Source organism: Microbacterium sp. LMX7-1.2, from assembly GCF_040675935.1.
Lineage (GTDB): Bacteria > Actinomycetota > Actinomycetes > Actinomycetales > Microbacteriaceae > Microbacterium.
The window spans coordinates 540283-558592 of the sequence record NZ_JBEGIL010000001.1; the positions used below are offsets into that span (position 1 = coordinate 540283).

16 protein-coding genes are annotated in these 18310 nt (G+C 69.5%); 8 read left to right on the plus strand and 8 right to left on the minus strand.

From position 1 onward, the window contains the following. The first annotated feature begins 96 nt into the window (after nucleotides 1-96). Nucleotides 97-600, plus strand: a complete 504-nt coding sequence (locus MRBLMX7_RS02690; protein ID WP_363366074.1) for a pyridoxamine 5'-phosphate oxidase family protein — start codon at nucleotides 97-99, stop codon at nucleotides 598-600. Nucleotides 601-667: 67 nt separating this feature from the next. On the opposite strand, the gene MRBLMX7_RS02695 is transcribed toward MRBLMX7_RS02690, so the two are convergent. Together MRBLMX7_RS02695 and MRBLMX7_RS02700 are read right to left on the minus strand one after the other, a co-directional pair. After that, nucleotides 668-2425, minus strand: a complete 1758-nt coding sequence (locus tag MRBLMX7_RS02695; protein WP_363366075.1) for a proline--tRNA ligase — start codon at nucleotides 2423-2425, stop codon at nucleotides 668-670. A gap of 42 nt (nucleotides 2426-2467) precedes the next feature. Next, entirely contained in the window at nucleotides 2468-3238 is a 771-nt protein-coding gene (locus tag MRBLMX7_RS02700) for an isocitrate lyase/PEP mutase family protein (RefSeq protein WP_363366076.1), read from the minus strand. A gap of 174 nt (nucleotides 3239-3412) precedes the next feature. On the opposite strand from MRBLMX7_RS02700, the gene MRBLMX7_RS02705 reads away from it, so the two are divergent. The 3 genes from MRBLMX7_RS02705 to MRBLMX7_RS02715 all read left to right on the plus strand — a co-directional run bounded on the left by MRBLMX7_RS02705 (nucleotide 3413) and on the right by MRBLMX7_RS02715 (nucleotide 7040). Continuing rightward, nucleotides 3413-4804, plus strand: a complete 1392-nt coding sequence (locus MRBLMX7_RS02705; protein ID WP_363366077.1) for an HNH endonuclease signature motif containing protein — start codon at nucleotides 3413-3415, stop codon at nucleotides 4802-4804. A 116-nt stretch (nucleotides 4805-4920) separates the two neighbouring features. Beyond that, complete coding sequence (locus MRBLMX7_RS02710; protein WP_363366078.1) at nucleotides 4921-6336, plus strand: RNB domain-containing ribonuclease; 1416 nt, start codon at nucleotides 4921-4923, stop codon at nucleotides 6334-6336. Next, complete coding sequence (locus MRBLMX7_RS02715) at nucleotides 6333-7040, plus strand: hypothetical protein (protein ID WP_363366079.1); 708 nt, start codon at nucleotides 6333-6335, stop codon at nucleotides 7038-7040. Before MRBLMX7_RS02710 ends, MRBLMX7_RS02715 begins: the two co-directional genes overlap by 4 nt. A 15-nt stretch (nucleotides 7041-7055) precedes the next feature. On the opposite strand, the gene MRBLMX7_RS02720 is transcribed toward MRBLMX7_RS02715, so the two are convergent. From MRBLMX7_RS02720 to ispG, 4 genes are all read right to left on the minus strand, one after another. After that, nucleotides 7056-7928, minus strand: coding sequence for a hypothetical protein (locus MRBLMX7_RS02720; protein WP_363366080.1), 873 nt, complete (start codon nucleotides 7926-7928; stop codon nucleotides 7056-7058). 40 nt (nucleotides 7929-7968) lie between these two features. After that, nucleotides 7969-8958 (minus strand): hypothetical protein, encoded by a 990-nt coding sequence (locus tag MRBLMX7_RS02725; protein WP_363366081.1) that lies wholly within the window; start codon nucleotides 8956-8958, stop codon nucleotides 7969-7971. Nucleotides 8959-9039: 81 nt separating this feature from the next. Continuing rightward, complete coding sequence (locus MRBLMX7_RS02730; RefSeq protein ID WP_363366082.1) at nucleotides 9040-9372, minus strand: nuclear transport factor 2 family protein; 333 nt, start codon at nucleotides 9370-9372, stop codon at nucleotides 9040-9042. 34 nt (nucleotides 9373-9406) lie between these two features. Next, the gene (gene ispG, locus MRBLMX7_RS02735) at nucleotides 9407-10537 is read right to left on the minus strand and encodes a flavodoxin-dependent (E)-4-hydroxy-3-methylbut-2-enyl-diphosphate synthase (protein WP_363370778.1); all 1131 of its coding nucleotides are present in this window, start codon (nucleotides 10535-10537) and stop codon (nucleotides 9407-9409) included. A gap of 240 nt (nucleotides 10538-10777) precedes the next feature. On the opposite strand from ispG, the gene MRBLMX7_RS02740 reads away from it, so the two are divergent. Next, on the plus strand, nucleotides 10778-12661 hold the full coding sequence (locus MRBLMX7_RS02740; protein WP_363366083.1) for an anthranilate synthase family protein: 1884 nt from the start codon (nucleotides 10778-10780) through the stop codon (nucleotides 12659-12661). A 12-nt stretch (nucleotides 12662-12673) separates the two neighbouring features. Here the strand turns inward: MRBLMX7_RS02740 and MRBLMX7_RS02745 are convergent, their stop codons facing one another. Further along, complete coding sequence (locus tag MRBLMX7_RS02745; RefSeq protein ID WP_363366084.1) at nucleotides 12674-13990, minus strand: M50 family metallopeptidase; 1317 nt, start codon at nucleotides 13988-13990, stop codon at nucleotides 12674-12676. Between the two features lie 93 nt (nucleotides 13991-14083). Here MRBLMX7_RS02745 and MRBLMX7_RS02750 point away from each other — a divergent pair, with 93 nt between their 5' ends. The 3 genes from MRBLMX7_RS02750 to MRBLMX7_RS02760 all read left to right on the plus strand — a co-directional run bounded on the left by MRBLMX7_RS02750 (nucleotide 14084) and on the right by MRBLMX7_RS02760 (nucleotide 17177). Then, complete coding sequence (locus MRBLMX7_RS02750; RefSeq protein ID WP_363366085.1) at nucleotides 14084-14668, plus strand: hypothetical protein; 585 nt, start codon at nucleotides 14084-14086, stop codon at nucleotides 14666-14668. 95 nt (nucleotides 14669-14763) lie between these two features. Beyond that, a complete protein-coding gene (locus MRBLMX7_RS02755) occupies nucleotides 14764-15468 on the plus strand; it encodes a YcnI family protein (protein ID WP_363366086.1) in 705 nt (234 codons plus the stop codon). Nucleotides 15469-15554: 86 nt separating this feature from the next. Then, complete coding sequence (locus tag MRBLMX7_RS02760) at nucleotides 15555-17177, plus strand: Mur ligase family protein (protein ID WP_363366087.1); 1623 nt, start codon at nucleotides 15555-15557, stop codon at nucleotides 17175-17177. A gap of 45 nt (nucleotides 17178-17222) precedes the next feature. Here MRBLMX7_RS02760 and dxr read toward each other — a convergent pair whose 3' ends face one another. After that, nucleotides 17223-18305: a 1-deoxy-D-xylulose-5-phosphate reductoisomerase gene (gene dxr, locus MRBLMX7_RS02765; RefSeq protein WP_363366088.1), complete on the minus strand. Its 1083-nt coding sequence runs from the start codon at nucleotides 18303-18305 to the stop codon at nucleotides 17223-17225. Nucleotides 18306-18310: the final 5 nt, after the last annotated feature.

Here is an 18310-nt window from a genome sequence, read left to right on the forward strand (position 1 = left end):
TTCACCGCGTCGTCACCCGACGTCCACGCGGATCACGGCGACCGGCTCCTGTCAACTCCCCTGCCGTCGCGCCCGGGTCGGCGGGAGGATCGTCCCATGACAGAGATCACCGGCCCCGAAGCACTCGCCCGCGTCACCGCCCTCGTCGAGGACATCGACTTCACCATGCTCACGACAGTCGACGACGACGGCAACCTGGTCAGCAGGCCCATGTCGACCCGGCAGATGGACGAGTCCGGCGACATCTGGTTCTTCACCTCGGAGGACACCGAGAAGGTCGAGGAGGCCCAGGAGCACCGGCAGGTCGGACTCTCGTACTGCGACGCGAAAGGCATGCGCTACGTCTCCGTCGCCGGCACGGCGAGCATCGTGCGTGACCCTCAGAAGATGGAGGAGCTCTACTCCCCCTCCCTCGACATCTGGTTCGAGGACGGACTCGACACCCCGGGGGTCGTGCTGCTGAAGGTCACGCCCGTCGTCACGGAGTTCTGGGAGTCCTCCAAGGGCCCGATCGCGATGGCCGCCGGAGCACTGAAGGCGCTCGTCACCCGCGACACACCCGACGACGACATCATGGATCACGGACGCATCGTCTGCTGACGCCGTCCCCTCGGAGAGCGCCGAACGCCGCACCCGTCGAACGGGTGCGGCGTTCGTCGTCGATCCGCTAGCCGCGCGCGAGCGTCGCGATGGCCTCCGCCACCGAGACGGTGTCCCGGTCTCCGGAGGCGCGGTCCCACAGTTCGACCTGTCCGTCGGCGGCACCGCGTCCGACGATCACGATCTTCGGGACGCCGACGAGCTCGGCATCGCCGAATTTGACTCCCGGCGAGACCTTCGGACGGTCGTCGTAGAGCACGTCGAGGCCCGATGCCTCGAGCTGTGCCGAGATGTCGGCCGCGACCTCGAACGCCACCTGATCGCGGCCGGCAGCCACGACCTGGACGTCGAACGGGGCGACCGACGCCGGCCAGATCAGTCCCTTGTCGTCGTTGTTCAGCTCGGCGATGATCGCGAGGATGCGGGTCACGCCGATGCCGTACGAGCCCATGGTCACGGTGACGAGCTTGCCGTTCTCGTCGAGCACCTTGAGTCCGAGAGTCTCGGCGAAGAACCGGCCCAGCTGGAACACGTGTCCGATCTCCATGCCCCGGGCGAGCTCGACCGGACCGGAGCCGTCGGGCGCGGGGTCACCGGCGCGGACGTTCGCGATCTCGACGATGCCGTCGGCTTCGAAGTCACGACCTGCGACGACCGAGTGCGCATGCTTCTGGTCGATGTTCGCGCCCGTGATCCAGCTCGTGCCCTCGCTCACGCGCGGGTCGACGAGATAGCGGATGCCGGTCGCCGACTCCTCGCCGAGAACGGCGCCGGTCGGCGACCAGGGCCCGATGTAGCCCTTGACGAGCAGCGGGTTGTTCTCGAAGTCCTCGGCCGTCGCCGTCTCGACCTCGGCGGGCGCGAACGCCACCTCGGCGCGCTTCTCGTCGACGTCGCGGTCCCCGGGGATGCCGACGACGACGAGCTCACGCGTGCCGTCCAGGTGCGTCAGAGCGAGCACGACGTTCTTGAGCGTGTCCGCCGCGGTGTACTCGCCGTCCAGATGCGCGTTCGAGTGCGCGACGAGCGTCTCGATCGTCGGTGTGTCCGGTGAGTCGAACACCTCGGGTGCGGCATCGGGGTCGAAGGCGACCGCTTCGGGCGCTGCCGTGGAGAAGGCCTCGACGTTCGCGGCGAATCCGCCGGCGCTTCGGACGAACGTGTCCTCTCCGACGGGCGTCGGGTGCAGGAACTCCTCACTGCGAGCGCCACCCATGAGGCCGTTGTCGGCGTTCACGATCACGTACTCGAGGCCGAGACGCTGGAAGATGCGCTCGTACGCATCGCGCTGCGCCTGATAGCTGACGTCGAGTCCTGCATCCGAGGAGTCGAAGGAGTAGGCGTCCTTCATCGTGAACTCTCGGCCGCGGAGCAGGCCCGCGCGGGGACGTGCCTCGTCGCGGTACTTGTCCTGGATCTGGTAGATCGTGAGAGGGAGGTCCTTATACGACGAGTACAGGTCCTTCACGAGGAGCGTGAACATCTCCTCGTGGGTGGGGGCGAGCAGATAGTCCGCGCCCTTGCGATCCTGGAGACGGAAGATCCCGTCGCCGTATGACTCCCACCGTCCGGAGAGCTCGTAGGGCTCGCGCGGTAGCAGCGCGGGGAAGTGCACTTCCTGGGCTCCCGCGTTGCTCATCTCATCGCGGATGATCGCCTCGATCCTGGCCTTCACCTTGAGACCGAGCGGCAGCCACGTGAACACTCCTGGAGCTGCGCGGCGGATGTATCCGGCGCGGATGAGCAGCTTGTGGCTGGTGACCTCTGCCTCGGCAGGGTCTTCGCGGAGCGTACGGAGGAAGAAGTTGGAGAGACGAGTGACCACGGGCCAAGTCTAGTGACCGGCGGCCACCCGTCCTCACGTCGGTCAGTTGAGGGCGGGAAGCCCCTGCGGGATGACTCCACCGGCGTAGAGGCTCGCGGCGAGCTCCTGCGTGGCCGTGAGCGCGACGCGCTGCGGCAGCGGTCCGTAGGAGATGCGCGCGACACCGAGCTTCTCGTACTCGGAGGCGGCGAGCGCACCGGGGAGGCCGATCACGCTGACCTTGCCCTCGCCGATGCCGTCGACGAGCTGCCGGGTGACGGCTGCGTCGAGCATCCCGGGCACGAACACGCACGTGGCGCCGGCGTCGAGGAAGGCCCGTCCGCGCTGGATCGCATCGGCGACGCTCTCGGCGATCGGACGATGACCTGCGCGCACGAAGGCGTCGGTGCGGGCGTTGAGTGCGAAGGGCACGCCCTCCGCCTCGGCGGCCTTGACGATGGCCTCGACCGCTGCGACGGACTCGTCGAGCGGCTTGAGACGGTCCTCGACGTTCGCGCCGACGACGCCTGCCTGGATCGCGAGGCGCGTGGTCTCGCCCGCGTCCTCGTAGCCGTCGTCGAGGTCGGCCGTGACGGGGACGGACACGGATGCCGCGATGCGACCCACCATGTCGATCATGATGTCGCGAGGCGTCGCGCCGTCGTCGTATCCGAAGGACGCGGCGACGCCGTGGCCCGCGGTCGCGATCGCCTTCGTCTCGGGCAGTGCCGCGACGGCGCGTGCGGACACGACGTCCCACACGTTCACGACGCGGAGGATCTCGGGTGCTTCGTACAGTCCGATGAGGGTCTTGGCCTTGTCAGCAGTGGTCATGCCTCCACGCTAACGCGAGCGCGGCGCTCGTGGGCCGGAGTCGGGGTTCTCTTCGGCGGCTCGCCGGCGGCCGTCTCTGTAGCATCCCAGCACTCCGATACTCGCGCTCTCCTCTTGCGGTTTTCACTCCTGATCTGGGCTCCGAATGTCGGTGGCGGCTGATGGAATCGGGTCATGACAGCTCTCCTCGACGTGACCCGCGAGCAGATCGACGCGCTCGATTCAGTGACCGACACTCTCGTGTCCGTCGAGCGCACGATCTCCGCTCTGCTCGCCGCCCGTGACGGACTGCTCGCGGTGGGAAGCCGGATCGCCCTCGAGCTGGCGGAAACCGGGAGACGCGACGAAGGTTCACCGTACGCAGGTCCCGACGGGCCCGATCTCGCCTTTCGCATGGTCGCCGCGGAGTTCGGCGCCGCTCTGCACGTGAGCGATCGGTCCGTCCAGCGCCGAATGGCCGACGCCGAGCTGCTCGTCGCGCGCTTCCCTCGCGTATGGCGAGCCCAGGGCGCCGGCGACATCTCACCCACACATGCCCGCGCGATCATCGACGCCGGGATCCACCTGGACGATCACGAACAGCGAGACGCGTATGAGAAAGAGATCCTGGAGCACGCGACAGAGGAGTCGCCGAATCGAGTAGCGCGGCACGCCCGGCGGCTCGCGGAGCGGTATCAGCGTCGGACGATCGACGAGCGGCACCGGACTGCGCGACAGCAGAGGACCGTATGGGTGAAAGCTCGACGAGACGGGATGGCAGAGCTCGGAATCCTCGGGCCGGCGACGCTCGTACACGGCGTCTATGACCGACTCACGGACATGGCGAAGGCAGTGCGTGACGAAAGTCGGGTCTCCAGCGATCCGCCCGCTGTTCTTCCGGACGCAACGCTCGATGGGGCGACTGCTCGTACGGAGAGCAACGAGCATGAGGGACTGGACCGAAGCACCCTCTCCCGCTCGGACACCCGCAGCCTCGCGCAGACGCGGTGCGACCTTGCGCTCGACCTGCTGCTCGGCGGCGCGCCCGCAGGACACGACACCGCCGACGGCATGCTCGCCGCGATCCGTGGCTCCGTCTCCATCACCGTGCCGGTGCTCACGGTGATGGGTCTCTCGACAATTCCCGCCGAGCTCGACGGACGCACACCCATCGACCTGGATACCGCACGTCGCCTGGCCGGCGCGGCACCCGGCTGGGATCGGGTGCTCACCCATCCCATAACGGGCTCGGTTCTCGCGGTCGATCGATATCGCCCCTCGGCCGATCTCAAGCGACTGCTGCGAGCGCGCGATCAGCGCTGCCGCTTCCCCACCTGCGGATTCTCCGCGCGCGACTGCGATCTCGACCACACGCAGGACCACGCGCTCGGCGGTGAGACGTCCTCGGCGAACCTCGCTCCGCTCTGCCGGCGTCATCACACTCTGAAACACCACAGCCCATGGCACGTCGAGAATCTCGGCGGCGGCTTCCTCTCGTGGACAAGTCCGACCGGACGCGTGTACCTCGATGCCCCGCCGACACCGAGCGAGTCGCAGACGATGGCCTACGCGACTCCGCCGTTCTGAGACTGCGCGGCACGTCACCGTTGCCAGCAGCGGCACCACCGCTGTCCGCATGCCCGCGCTCCGCGCGCTCACCCACTTCCGAGCACCCGCTCCGGACATCCGCTTAGGGTGGGGGCATGCCCCAGCGCCGCTCACATGTCGCCCCGTCCGCCGAGCAGACTGAGCTGGCCGTAGCACTCGCCGGATTGCGCGAGTCGCTCGACGCACCAGCGGAGTTCCCGTCCGCGGTACTGGCCGAGGCCGATTCATCGACCGCACCCGCCCCCGCGCTCGATCTCCGAGACGTTCCCTTCGCCACGCTCGATCCGCAGGGGTCTCGCGATCTCGACCAGGCGTTCCAGCTCGAACGCCGCGGAGCGGGGTACACCGTGCGCTACGCGATCGCCGACGTCCCGGGATTCGTGACGCCCGGAGGAGCGGTCGACACCGAGGCGCGGCGCCGCGGCCAGACCCTGTACGCCGCCGACGGGACGATCCCGCTGCACCCAAGAGTCCTGAGCGAGGACCGTGCGTCGCTGCTCCCGGAGGTCGAGCGCCCGGCCCTCGTCTGGACGTTCGCCCTCGACGAGGCCGGACTGGTCGAGGACTTCCGTCTCGAACGCGCACTCATCCGCTCCCGGGTGCAGCTCGACTACACCACGACGCAGGCATCGCTGGACCGTGGCGAGGACGGTCCAGCGGCCCTGCTCCCCGAGATCGGTGCCCTGCGGTTCGAGCAGGAGCGGCTGCGTGGCGGAGCCAGCCTCAACCTCCCGGAGGAGGAGGTCGTGCGCACGGAGGACGGCAGCTACGCGATCGAGCGACGGCATCCGCTCCCCGTCGAGGAGTGGAACGCCCAGCTCTCGCTCATGACCGGCATGGCCGCCGCGTCGCTGATGCTCGACGCGAAGGTCGGCATCCTTCGGACGATGCCCCAGCCCGACGAGAAGGCTTTCGACGCGTTCCGACACCAGACCGAGGCCCTCGGAAGACCGTGGACGACCGGGCGCTATGGCGACTACCTCCGGGCGTTGGATCGAGCGGATCCCCTCACACTCCCGGTGCTGGAGGCGGCGGCGATGCTCTTCCGCGGAGCCGGCTACGCGACGTTCGACGGCTCGCTCCCCTCGTCCACCGAACAGGCCGCGATCGCCGCGCCGTACGCCCACGCCACGGCACCGCTCCGTCGTCTCGTGGATCGCTGGTCGCTGGCGATCTGCCTCGCGGTCTCGGAAGGGCGGGACGTCCCGCCTTGGGCCAGGGACTCGCTGGCCGACATCCCCGGGCTCATGCAGGAGTCCGGGCAGCGCGCCTCGAGGCTCGACGCGCAGACCGTCAACTGCGTCGAGGCAGCCCTGCTCTCCCCTCTGATCGGCACGGTCGTCGACGCGACCGTGATCGAGGTCCGCGGCGAGCGGGCGACCGTGCAGATCGCGGAGCCCGCCGTCACGGCATCCGCTCCCGTCCCGCCCGACACGGCGCCCGGATCCGTCGTGCGTCTCCGTATCGTCGACACCGACATCTCCGCCGGGACCGTGGAATTCGCGCTGTGACGCACTCGGCAGCAGAGAGCCCCTTCGCGGTCGCCGAGCGTTTCGTCGCCGCCCGCTTCCCACGCGCCGCCATCGCGATCGTCGCCGGAAGCGCCGGTCGCGGCGACCGCACGGCGAGCAGCGACATCGACCTGTTGCTGCTCGGAGACGATCTCTTCGACGACGACCGGCAGAGCGAAGCCTCGACGCACGATTTCCGCGGCGAAGTGGTCGAGGTCTTCGCCTACACCCACAGCGGTTTCGACGAATGGGCGCAGCGCAGCATCGATCAGCATCGACCCGTCATCGTGCACATGCTGATCGAGGGCACCGCTATCCGCGACGACGGAGGCCTCGAGGGTCTCCGCTCGACATGGCGCCCGGTGCTGGACGCGGGTCCGGTCCTGAACGATGCGGAGTCGCGGTTCCGCCGCTACGTGATCACGGACGTGCTCGACGACCTCCGCGACGCGACCGATCCGCTCGAGCGCCGAGTGGAGGCATCCCTGCTGTTCGAACGGATCGCAGAGCTCATGCTCCTCGAGGCCGGTCGATGGATCGCGGCCGGCAAGTGGCTGCCCCGACGGCTCCGCGCTCTTGATCCACTACGCGCGGAACGACTGAGCGCTCCCCTCCTCGCGAATGACCTCGACCTCTTCGCCGCACGCGTCGACGAGGAGCTCGAGCGCGCGGGCGGCCGCGTGCAGGGCGGTTTCGTGCGCTGAGCTCGGCCAGCGCGCTCAGGCGGGCACGACGGTCGTCGTCATCACGAGCAGCTGCGGGTCGCTGAGATCGAGTGCGACCGTGATCGACGCGAACTCGGAGAGGGATGCCGCGTGCGTGCCACCGCACAGGATCTCGGCCGTCCCCTCGGGCAGCGCGCACTGCCAGGTGCGTCGGTCCACGATCGTCGGACCGGCCGGCACCACACGACTCCCGACGCCGGAGGCCACCCAGTCTGCGAGCTTCGCGTTGATCGCCGCGGCCCGGTCGTCGAGTGTGGCGCCGAACGTCTCGGTGTCGAATCCCGCACGACGCAGACTTTTGCCGAGGCGATACTCGTCGACGGAGCCGTCCTCGTGGATCCGGCTCGACTGGTTCGCCCTGCCCTCGAAGTCGGGAGTCCCGAGTGCGTCTGCGCCGGGGTCCTTGCGCCACAGGTCGGCGAGCGCGAGATCGAGAGCGAGTGAGGCGAGGTGGCACGCCGTGTGCCCTCGGCTCAGGCCGGCGCGGCGCGATTCGTCGACGTACAGCCCGACCTCCGCGCCGGGGACGAGCCACGTCGGCGCCTCGCCTTCGATCGGATGAGCGACCAGCCACGTCCAGCCCTCGACGCCGCGCTTCACGGGGATGTCCGTCCCGATCACGAGCACGCCCTCGTCGGACACGGCGGCCATGACCGCCTCCGTCACCCGGACGGAGGAACCGTCGAGATCGATGACGCCGCTGTCACCGGGCTGGTCCGGCCAGGTGTGGTCCACAGGGTGGAAGGGCGTCCGGTCCACGATGACGACCGCGCCAGCACCCTGCTCTTCCACCCTGTGGACGGTGCCGGTTCCCCGGACCGCGCCTTCCGCGAACGAGACGACGGTGGACGAGGGCGAAGCGGTCATGACATCAACTCTTCCACAGCGCGCGTGCGGTCGAGCGCGGTCACCCGTCGAGGGCCTTCAGCAGGGCCGCGAGGATGGGGGCGTCGAGCGCCGCCTGTCCGTCCCCATCGCTCCGCAGGACGGAGACGAGATTGACGCCGTCCGATCCGATGATCAGCCCAGGATTCCCGTCGAGCGGGTACTGCTCAGGCGCATTCGCGAACGTCCGTCCCTCGAAGTCGATGCGCTGCGACGGATCGCGCGTCAGAACGGCCTCCACGCCGCGGCCGGCGCCCGCGTCGAGAAGAAGGGTGACGCCTCGCTCCTCGCCCTCTATCTCCATGTTCAGCGAGCATCCCCGCGATCGTGGGCCGTCCACGAAGACAGGCCCGGTCGCGGGGCGATCATCGGTGGACGTGCTGGGAAACCCATCCGTAGTCAATGACGCTGCGAGCTCCTCGCAGGTCGCCACCGGCAACCACCACCCCTGCCGCGGACCCGGCACGGGCGGCGCCGACTCCGCAACGCGCTCGCCGATGTCGGCGAGCAGCGGCCGGAGCCTTTCGATCTGCGTCGCAGCGGTGTTCGAGTAAGCCTGCACTCCGACCCATGTGCCGCCGAAGACCTCCGAGGCCATGCAGATCGGATCGGCGGTCTGGCACGAGTTCGACTCCTCCCCCGACACGTATGTGGGGTCGAGGACCGCCACCGGGTACACCCACACGGTGGCGAATCCGGACAGATACTGGTCCGAGGTCCAGCCGCATCGCAGACCTCCCAGTTCCGCATCCGCGCCGTCCTCCCAGGCAGGTTCCCAGAACGACATCGCTTCCCCCATGGCGGCGGTGACCGCGGCTGTGTCGACGGCGGCGGAGCAGTCTCCGCCGAACGCCGCAACTGGTCCGGTGGGCGTCGGCTCAGGCGCCGCTGTGGCTAAGGGACGCGGCGACGGCGACGCGGATTCCTGCGGTTCGGGCGCGCACGCGGCCAGGGTGACGACAACGGCGGCGATCGCTGCCATGGTCAGGGGTACGCGACGAGGGGAGTTCATACGTCGAGATTAGGGCCGGGGCACGAAGCGATGATGGCCCGCCATGTCACGAAGCGACAACGACGAGCAGACGGCGAAGGTTCAGTGGGAAGGCGGGATCGTGAAGCTCGCGAGCCGCTCGCCGTCCACGACGAAGATGCCGTCCGACTCCCCCGTGAACTTGCGGCTGACCCAGTCGAAGCGGATGCGGGTGGTGTCGCCCTCCGTGGACGACGACAGCACCGTCATCCGCGCGTCTGCTCCGATGGCATCGCTCGCAGCCCAGGCTCGGACACCATCGGCCCCGGCTTTCACCGTGCCCCAGTCGCTCACGAACCCGTCGGCGGTGAACGCATCGACGAAGGCCTCCGTGTCGGCGGCGTTGATCGCGTCGATCATCCTCTGCGCGGGTGCCGGAAGGTCGGAAGAGGGCATCGGTGTCTCCTGTCTGAAGATCGACGCGGGTGGATCAGGCCGTGACGACCTGCGCGGTGCCGAGCGGCGCGTCGGGTCCCATCTCGGCCGCGATGCGATTGGCTTCCTCGATCAGCGTCGCGACGATGTCCGCTTCCGGCACGGTCTTGATGACCTCGCCCTTGACGAAGATCTGACCCTTGCCGTTTCCGGACGCGACTCCGAGGTCGGCCTCACGCGCCTCGCCCGGACCGTTGACGACGCACCCCATGACCGCCACGCGCAGCGGGACCGTCATGTCCTTCAGGCCGTCCGTGACGTTCTCGGCGAGCGTGTACACGTCGACCTGAGCGCGACCGCACGACGGGCACGAGACGATCTCGAGCTTGCGCTCGCGCAGGTTCAGCGACTGCAGGATCTGGTGTCCGACCTTGACTTCCTCGGCGGGAGGAGCGGAGAGCGAGACGCGGATGGTGTCGCCGATGCCTTCGCCCAGGAGGATGCCGAAGGCCGTGGCGCTCTTGATCGTGCCCTGGAACGCGGGGCCGGCCTCGGTGACGCCGAGGTGAAGCGGCCAGTCGCCCCGCTCGGCGAGCTGCCGGTAGGCCTTGACCATAACGATCGGGTCGTTGTGCTTGACCGAGATCTTGAAGTCGTGGAAGTCGTGCTCCTCGAACAGCGAGGCCTCCCACACGGCGCTCTCGACGAGCGCCTCGGCCGTGGCCTTGCCGTACTTGGCGAGAATGCGCTTGTCGAGCGAGCCGGCATTCACACCGATCCGGAGGGAGACCCCCGCAGCCTTGGCAGCCGCGGCGATCTTGCCCACGTTGCCGTCGAACTCCCGGATGTTGCCCGGGTTCACGCGCACCGCACCACAGCCGGCGTCGATGGCGGTGTAGATGTAGCGGGGCTGGAAGTGGATGTCGGCGATCACGGGGATCTGGCTCTTCATCGCGATGATCTTGAGCGCGTCCGCGTCGTCCTGGTGCGGCACGGCCACGCGCACGATCTCGCAGCCGGATGCCGTCAGCTCGGCGATCTGCTGGAGGGTGCCGTTGATGTCGGTGGTCTTCGTCGTCGTCATGGACTGCACGCTGACGGGTGCGTCGCCCCCGACGAGCACCTTGCCGACCTTGATCTGGCGGGACTTGCGTCGCGGGGCGAGGACCTCGGGGATCTTCGGCATTCCGATATTCACTGCTGGCACATGCTCAGCCTACGCCGCTGAGATGCACGAGGGCTGGATGTCAGCCCACCGTCACGCGCCCGTCGCCGGCATCGGCGGTGTGATAGTTTCGGCGCATGCTCGCGAACCTCACCTGGTGGCCCGCCTCCTAGGCGGTGTGTTCGCGTTCCCACGAATCCAGACCGCCTCCGGGGCGGTCTTTTCGTTGAGCCGAGCCGGAGCCATGCACAGGAGACCCCGATGACCCTCTCTCGCCTCGCCGAGCTCACTGCCGACCCGGAGGCGTCCTTCGTCCTCATCGCCCGGGACGGCGCCGACACCGTCGAGCTGCTCACCGGCGAAGTCGTCGACGTCGACCTGCTCGCCGACATCCCTCTGACGATCGACGGCACGGCCCGCGAGATCTTCGCGATGGTCCCCTATCGTCAGGTCCGCGAGCGCGGGTTCGTCGCCCAGGACGACGGCGCCCCGTTGCGCTGCGTCGTCGTCGACGAGCATCTCCACATCGCGACACCCGAGCTGCTCACCGCGCTCCCGGCCGAGAGCATCCCGCTGCGCGACGGAGGCTTCGACGTCTCGGACGAGGACTACGCGCAGATCGTCGAGACGGTCATCGCCGACGAGATCGGTCGCGGCGAGGGTGCGAACTTCGTGATCCGACGCGATTACACCGCCGAGATCGACACGGATGACCGCACGGCCGCCCTCACGTGGTTCCGCGCACTGCTGGCCCACGAACGCGGCGCGTACTGGACTTTCGCGGTCGTCACCCCCGGCCACATCGCGGTCGGCGCGAGCCCCGAAGCCCACGTCGTCGCCCGCGAGGGGATCGTGACGATGAACCCGATCTCCGGCACCTTCCGGCACCCGGCCGGCGGCTCGACGCGGGAGACCCTCATGGACTTCCTCTCGTCGACCAAGGAGACCGAGGAGCTCTTCATGGTGGTCGACGAGGAGCTGAAGATGATGAGCGCGGTGTGCTCGGACGGCGGGCGGATCACCGGTCCGCACCTGAAGGAGATGTCTCGTCTCACGCACACCGAGTACATGCTCCGCGGGCGCAGTCGGCTCGATCCGCGTGACATCCTGCGCGAGACCATGTTCGCTCCGACCGTCACCGGGTCGCCGATGCAGAACGCCTGCGCGGTGATCCGGCGTCACGAGACGAAGCCCCGGGGGTACTACTCCGGCGTCGCCGCTCTCTTCACCCCGAACGACGCGGGGGGACACGACCTCGACGCCCCCATCCTGATCCGCACCGTGTACGTGCAGGGCGGCTCGCTCAGCGTGCCGGTGGGTGCGACCCTCGTGCGCCATTCCGATCCGCACGGGGAGGTGTCCGAGACGCACGGCAAGGCGGCGGGAGTGCTCGGTGCGATCGGCGCGATCGATCGCGACCGTGCCGCGGAAGCCCGTCAGGACGCGGATGAGCCCGGCGGACGCCAGGCGCTGGCCGACGACCCCGACATCGCCGCGTTGCTCTCCTCCCGCAACGCGCGCCTCGCCGACTTCTGGCTGAACCCGCAGGGCGAGGACTTCACGGGACCGTTCACGGGGCGCACGGCGCTCGTGGTCGACGCGGAGGACCGCTTCACCACGATGCTCGCGCACCAGCTGCGCCACCTCGGACTCGACGTGACGATCGCTCCGTGGAGCGACGCCAGGGATGACGAGGTCGACTCGGCGGACCTGATGATCGCGGGTCCCGGACCGGGTGACCCCCGCGACGGGGCCGACCCGCGGATCGCCCGCATGCGGGAGATCGTCGGCCGGCGGGTCGACGCACGGAAGCCGCTGCTCGCGGTGTGTCTGAGCCACCAGATCCTCGCCGACAGGCTGGGAATCGTGCTCACACCGCTCGACGCTCCGCACCAGGGACTGCAGAAGTCCGTCCCCGTGTTCGGCGAGGACGCCTCGATCGGCTTCTACAACACGTTCACGGCGCGGGTCGCCCCCGGCACGACGCAGGTGGGCGATGTCGAGGTGTCGGCGGATCCGGCCACCGGAGACGTGTACGCCCTGGGCGGACCGCACGTCGCCTCGGTGCAGGGCCACCTGGAGTCGATCCTGTCGCGCGACGGCATCCGCACCCTCCACCGTCTCGTGGAGAAGGCGCTCGCCTGACGGTGCCGGAGCTCAGCCGCCGAGGAGCGTGATCGGGTTGAACACATCGGCCACGAGCAACAGCGCGCCCATGGCGATCAGCGCGATCGCGACGACGACCGTCAGCGGCACGAGTCGCGTCGCATCGACCGGTGCGGGCGGCGGGCGGCGGAAGATCCGCGCCCATGCACGCCGGATGCCGTCCCACAGCGCGACGACGATGTGACCGCCGTCCAGCGGCAGCAGCGGGAGCAGGTTGAACACGAACAACGCCACGTTCAGCGAGCCCAAGAGGCCGAGCAGCACGGCGAAGCGATTCAGCACCGGCGCGTCTGTGGCCGCGACCTCGCCGGCCAGGCGCCCCACACCCACGACGCTCAGCGGACCGTTGGGATCGCGCTCCCCGCCGGTGACGAGCGACGCGCCGATGTCCCAGAGCCGCACCGGAAGCGTGAGGATCATCGACCCGACACGTGCGACGGTGTCGCCGGCCATCTCCGGACCGGCTGAGAGCGGCTGCGGGATGTAGCCCATCTGGGCACCCATGCCGACGTAGCCGACCTCCTTCACCACCGGCTCGCCGTCGTCCCCCAGCACCGGCTGGCCGCTCGCGTCGGTGATCGTCCGCTCAGCACTCACGGGCGTGATGCGCAGCGTCTGCTCCGCGCCGTCGCGGCGCACCACCACGTCGAGCATCTCGCCCGGAGACGCCTGCACGATCGCTGTGGCCTCGGCGAACGTCGACACCGGCGTGCCGTCGATCGAGACGAGCACGTCGCCCGGCTCGACCCCGCCCTCTGCCGCGGGGGTAGCGGGGTCGTCGGGGGCGCACTCGGTCGCGGTGGACCCCGCGGGCAGCACGCACTCGCTCACCGAGGCGATGGTCGTCGTGCCCTGCTGCACGCCGATCCCGGATACGAGCACGGTGAAGATCACGACAGCGAGCACCAGGTTCATGAGCGGGCCGCCCAGCATCACGATCACGCGCTTCCACACCGGCAGCCGATAGAAGACACGGTCCTCGGCGCCGTCCGCAATCGTCTCGTCGTTCGCGGTGCGCGCATCCTGCACGAGTGCACGGAACACGCCCTTGGCGGGACCGGCGTCCTTCGAGGCCGGATACATTCCCGACATCGAGATGAACCCGCCGAGCGGGAGGAGCTTGAAGCCGTATTCGGTCTCCCCGATGCGCTTCGACCAGAGTCGCGGTCCGAAGCCGATCATGTACTGGCCGACGCGGACGCCGAACAGCTTGGCGGGGAGGAGGTGACCGACCTCGTGCAGACCGATCGACAGGCCGAGGCCGATCAGCATGAACACGATGCCACCCAGATAGAGCAGTGCTTCCACTCCCCCACGGTACTGGTCTCCGCCTAGGAATCAGCCCACATCGCGTCGGGCGCCCGTGCTCGGATGCGGCCGCAGGCGGTCTAGGGTTGATCCGTGACTCCCCGCCAGCTGCGACTCGTGCGTGCAGCGGCGGCGTCCTCGGTCGCGACGGTTCTCGCCGCGGTGTCGCACACGATCGGCGGCGGAGCGGCCCCGCATCCGCTGCTCGTGATGGCGATGGCCGTGCTCCTGATCCCTGTCGCGGGGCTGCTCGTCGGCAGCCGCGCGTCGCGCACCCGAGTCGCCCTCGCGGTGATCGTCGCACAGGCGGCGTTCCACGTCGTCTTCGCTGTACTCGGGGCGCCCACTGCCGGATCCTTCGCCGGGCCGTCGACCGCCGCGCATCAGCATCATGTCGATCCGACGTCCTTCGGCCCCGTGGTCGCCGTCGTTGCCCCTGATGCGCTGATGCTCGTCGCCCACATCGTCGCGGCCCTCCTCACGACGGCACTGCTGTGGCGGGGCGAGGCCCTGATCCGTGCGATCGCACGCTGGATCGTCGCGCGACTGCGCGACCGCTCGACATCCGTCCGCCTCCCTCATCGTCGACGCCAGCCCCTCTCGTCGCTGACGCCCGCTCTCGTCGACCCGTCGCTCACGGCATCCGTGTCGCGTCGGGGTCCGCCCGCGCTGGTCTGAGCCCCTCACATCCTGCGCCGTCTCCGACGAGGCGGTGCTTCCCGCGGTCTCCGCGCGCCCGCGGCGCGCTCCGCACCTCAGACTCAGGAGTAATCATGCGTACCTTCAGCACCCGCCCCTCGACCGCCCGTCGCTCGGTCGTCGCCGGACTCGTCACCGGCGCCGTCCTCGCTCTCGCCGTTCCCGCGATTGCCAGCGCCCACGTCACGGTGAGCCCCGATGAGCTCGCGGCCGGCGATCACGGCACCCTCACGTTCGCCTTCTCGCACGGCTGCGAGGACTCGCCCACCACCGCCCTGCGCATCGCGATGCCCGATGGCCTCACGTCGGTCGCGCCCACCATCGACCCGAACTGGACGATCGACGTCGAGCGCGGCGACGACGGCCTCGTGAGCGCGGTGACGTACACCGCCGTGGCGCCCGTGGCGAACGGCCTGCGCGGTGCGGTCACGCTCGGAGTGGGCCTCGATGACAGCACCCCCGACACGCTCGTGTTCCCCGTCGTGCAGTCCTGCGTCGTCGGGAGCACCGAGTGGACCCAGGTCGCCGAGGACGGCGAGGATCCGCACAGCCTCGACGCCCCCGCCCCTGTCGTGACGGTCGGCGAGGCCACCGGCGGGCACGGCGGGCACGGCGAGCAGGATGCCGCAGGCAGCGACGAGTCCACGACCGCGCCCGAGGACACGGACGCAGGCAGCGACGGACAAGGCGCGCTCGGCGTGGCACTCGGAGCAGGCGGACTCGTCGCAGGCGTCGCCGCGCTCGTCGTGTCGATCCTCGCGTTCCGCCGCCGGGCCTGAGACGCGCACGTCCCCCGCCCCACGTCTGGGCGGGGGACGTGCCGCACCCCGATTCGACCGTCCCTCCGTGAGATCATGGAGACGACATGTCGATTGAACAGCAACCGAGCCTGCCGCCCGTGCTCCGCCCCGCGAACCCGCCCCGGCGTGAGCTGTCCGAACTCGCCTCCCGATTCGCGCGTGACGTGCGCGGCGACGCGACGGGAGTGACCCTGACCGGGATCACCCTCGCCACCGCCGACCTCCGCGCCGGAGAGGCCTTCGTCGCGATCCAGGGGGTGAACCGCCACGGCGCGGAGTTCGCACCGGTGGCCGCGGAGAAGGGCGCGGTCGCGATCATCACCGACGACGCCGGCGCCGACATCGCGGCATCCGCCGGCCTTCCGATCGTGGTGGTCGACGATCCTCGCGGTGTGCTCGGGGATCTGAGCGCGTGGGTGTACGGGACCGGAGCCGACGACCCGCTGCCGCTTCTGTTCGCGACCACCGGAACGAATGGCAAGACGAGCGTCTCGCATCTGCTCGAGGGCATCCTCGACCAGCTCGGCGTGGTGACGGGCCTGTCGTCGACCGCCGAGCGTCACATCGCCGGCGAGGTCATCGTCTCTCGTCTGACCACGCCCGAGGCCTCCGAGATGCACGCCCTTCTCGCGCTCATGCGCGAGCGTGAGGTCGAGGCCGTGGCCGTCGAGGTGAGCGCGCAGGCGCTCTCCAGGCACCGCGTCGACGGCATCCGCTTCGACGTCGCAGGGTTCACCAACCTGAGCCACGACCACCTCGACGACTACGCCGACATGGAGGAGTACTTCGAGGCCAAGCTTCCCCTGTTCCGTCCGGACCGCGCGATCACGTCCGTCGTGTGCCTCGACTCCGCGTCGGGTGCGATCGTCGCCCAGCGTGCCGAGATCCCCGTGGTGACCGTGGCGACGCCAGCGATCGCGACCGACCGCGCGGCCGCCGAGCGCGCGGACTGGGTCGTCACGATCGACGAGGAGCGCGCCGCCGGCACGACGTTCACCATGACCGGCCCCTCCGGCTCCCTCACGACGACCGTCCCCGTGATCGGCCCGCACATGGCGGCGAACGCCGCTCTCGCGATCGTCATGCTGCTCGAAGGCGGCTACTCCTGGGAGCGGATCACCGGAGCGCTCGCGAGAGACGGCGGCATCCACGCGCACCTTCCCGGGCGCACCCAGCTCGTCTCGGGCGGGACAGGACCCGCGGTGTTCGTCGACTTCGGCCACTCCCCCGACGCGTTCGAGAAGACCCTCGCCGCCGTGCGTCGCGTCACGCCGGGTAAGGTGCTGATGCTGTTCGGCGCCGACGGGGATCGCGACGCGAGCAAGCGCTACGACATGGCCCGCACGGCCGTGGAGGGCAGCGACATCCTCGTCGTCACCGACCATCACCCGCGCTTCGAGGATCCACAGTCCATCAGGGCCACCCTCGTCGCCGGCGCCCGCGCGGCGCAGCCGGATGCCGAGATCCACGAGTTCTCGCCGCCCGAGACGGCGATCGTGGCGGCGGTCGGCATGGTGGGCGACGGCGACGCGATCCTGTGGGCGGGACCCGGCCACCAGGACTACCGCGACATCCGTGGCGTGCGCACGCCGTACTCGGCGCGAGAGCTCGCGCGGCGTGCACTCAAGGCCGCAGGGTGGCCTGTGCCGGATCCTGCGTGGCCCGTCCCCTACGCGCCAGAGGACTGACTGCGGCGTCCTGCGCGGTGACGGACGTCGGCGTGCAGACTGCGCTCAGACCTTGGCGATGAGCGCGTCCGCCGTGCGACGCGCCCAGAGTTCGGCGTCGGCGAGCGATTCGACCGTGAGCGATGCCGGCGGCTCGTGCGCGTCGACGACCCGGGAGATCGTGTCGACGATCCCGAGGAAGGTCAGACGCCCCTCGTGGAACGCCGTGACGGCCTGTTCGTTCGCGGCGTTGTAGACCGCGGGGAACGTGGCGCCGGCGCGTCCGACGGCCTTCGCGAGCGCGACGGCCGGGAACGCGTCGTCGTCCAGCGGTTCGAACGTCCAGGATGTGGCCTTCGTCCAGTCGAGCGGACGCCCGACACCACCGACACGGCTCGGCCAGTCGAGGCCGAGCGAGATCGGCAGGCGCATGTCGGGCGGTGAGGCCTGCGCGATGGTCGACCCGTCGACGAACTCCACCATGGAGTGCACGATGGACTGCGGATGCACCACGACCTCGATGTCGTCGTACGCGATGTCGAACAGGAGGTGCGCCTCGATCACCTCGAGCCCCTTGTTGACGAGGGTCGCGGAGTTCGTCGTCACCATGCGACCCATGTCCCAGGTCGGATGCGCGAGGGCCTCCTGCGGGCTGACCTCGGCCATCTCGGAGCGGGTGCGCCCGCGAAACGGTCCGCCGGACGCGGTCACGACGAGACGGCGGACCTCATCGTGCGTGCCGCTGCGGAGCGCCTGCGCGAGCGCGGAATGCTCGGAGTCGACGGGGACGATCTGGTCGGGCGCCGCCGCGGCGAGCACGAGCTCCCCGCCGACGATCAGCGACTCCTTGTTCGCGAGCGCGAGCGTGCGACCTGCCGTGAGCGCGGCGAGGGTGGATCCGAGTCCGATCGATCCGGTGATGGCGTTCAGCACCACATCCGCCTCGACATCGCGGACGAGCTGTTCGGCCTGCTCGGCACCCAATGCCGTGTCCTCGACCTGGAAGCGCGCGGCCTGCTCCGCCAGCATCTCGGCGTTGCTGCCTGCGGCCAGACCGACGAGCTCGAACCGTCGCGGGTTCGCGCGGATGACGTCGAGCGCCTGGGTGCCGATGGAACCGGTGGAGCCGAGGACGATGATGCGACGCATGACGT

Bases quoted from the DNA above. Each gene is read 5' to 3' on its own strand.
- MRBLMX7_RS02700 (WP_363366076.1), bottom strand. From the start codon at position 3,238: ATGACCACTGCTGACAAGGCCAAGACCCTCATCGGACTGTACGAAGCA.
- MRBLMX7_RS02725 (WP_363366081.1), bottom strand. From the start codon at position 8,958: ATGAACTCCCCTCGTCGCGTACCCCTGACCATGGCAGCGATCGCCGCC.
- MRBLMX7_RS02760 (WP_363366087.1), top strand. From the start codon at position 15,555: ATGTCGATTGAACAGCAACCGAGCCTGCCGCCCGTGCTCCGCCCCGCG.
- MRBLMX7_RS02690 (WP_363366074.1), top strand. From the start codon at position 97: ATGACAGAGATCACCGGCCCCGAAGCACTCGCCCGCGTCACCGCCCTC.
- MRBLMX7_RS02730 (WP_363366082.1), bottom strand. From the start codon at position 9,372: ATGCCCTCTTCCGACCTTCCGGCACCCGCGCAGAGGATGATCGACGCG.
- MRBLMX7_RS02710 (WP_363366078.1), top strand. From the start codon at position 4,921: ATGCCCCAGCGCCGCTCACATGTCGCCCCGTCCGCCGAGCAGACTGAG.
- ispG (WP_363370778.1), bottom strand. From the start codon at position 10,537: ATGCCGAAGATCCCCGAGGTCCTCGCCCCGCGACGCAAGTCCCGCCAG.
- dxr (WP_363366088.1), bottom strand. From the start codon at position 18,305: ATGCGTCGCATCATCGTCCTCGGCTCCACCGGTTCCATCGGCACCCAG.
- MRBLMX7_RS02740 (WP_363366083.1), top strand. From the start codon at position 10,778: ATGACCCTCTCTCGCCTCGCCGAGCTCACTGCCGACCCGGAGGCGTCC.
- MRBLMX7_RS02755 (WP_363366086.1), top strand. From the start codon at position 14,764: ATGCGTACCTTCAGCACCCGCCCCTCGACCGCCCGTCGCTCGGTCGTC.
- MRBLMX7_RS02720 (WP_363366080.1), bottom strand. From the start codon at position 7,928: ATGACCGCTTCGCCCTCGTCCACCGTCGTCTCGTTCGCGGAAGGCGCG.
- MRBLMX7_RS02705 (WP_363366077.1), top strand. From the start codon at position 3,413: ATGACAGCTCTCCTCGACGTGACCCGCGAGCAGATCGACGCGCTCGAT.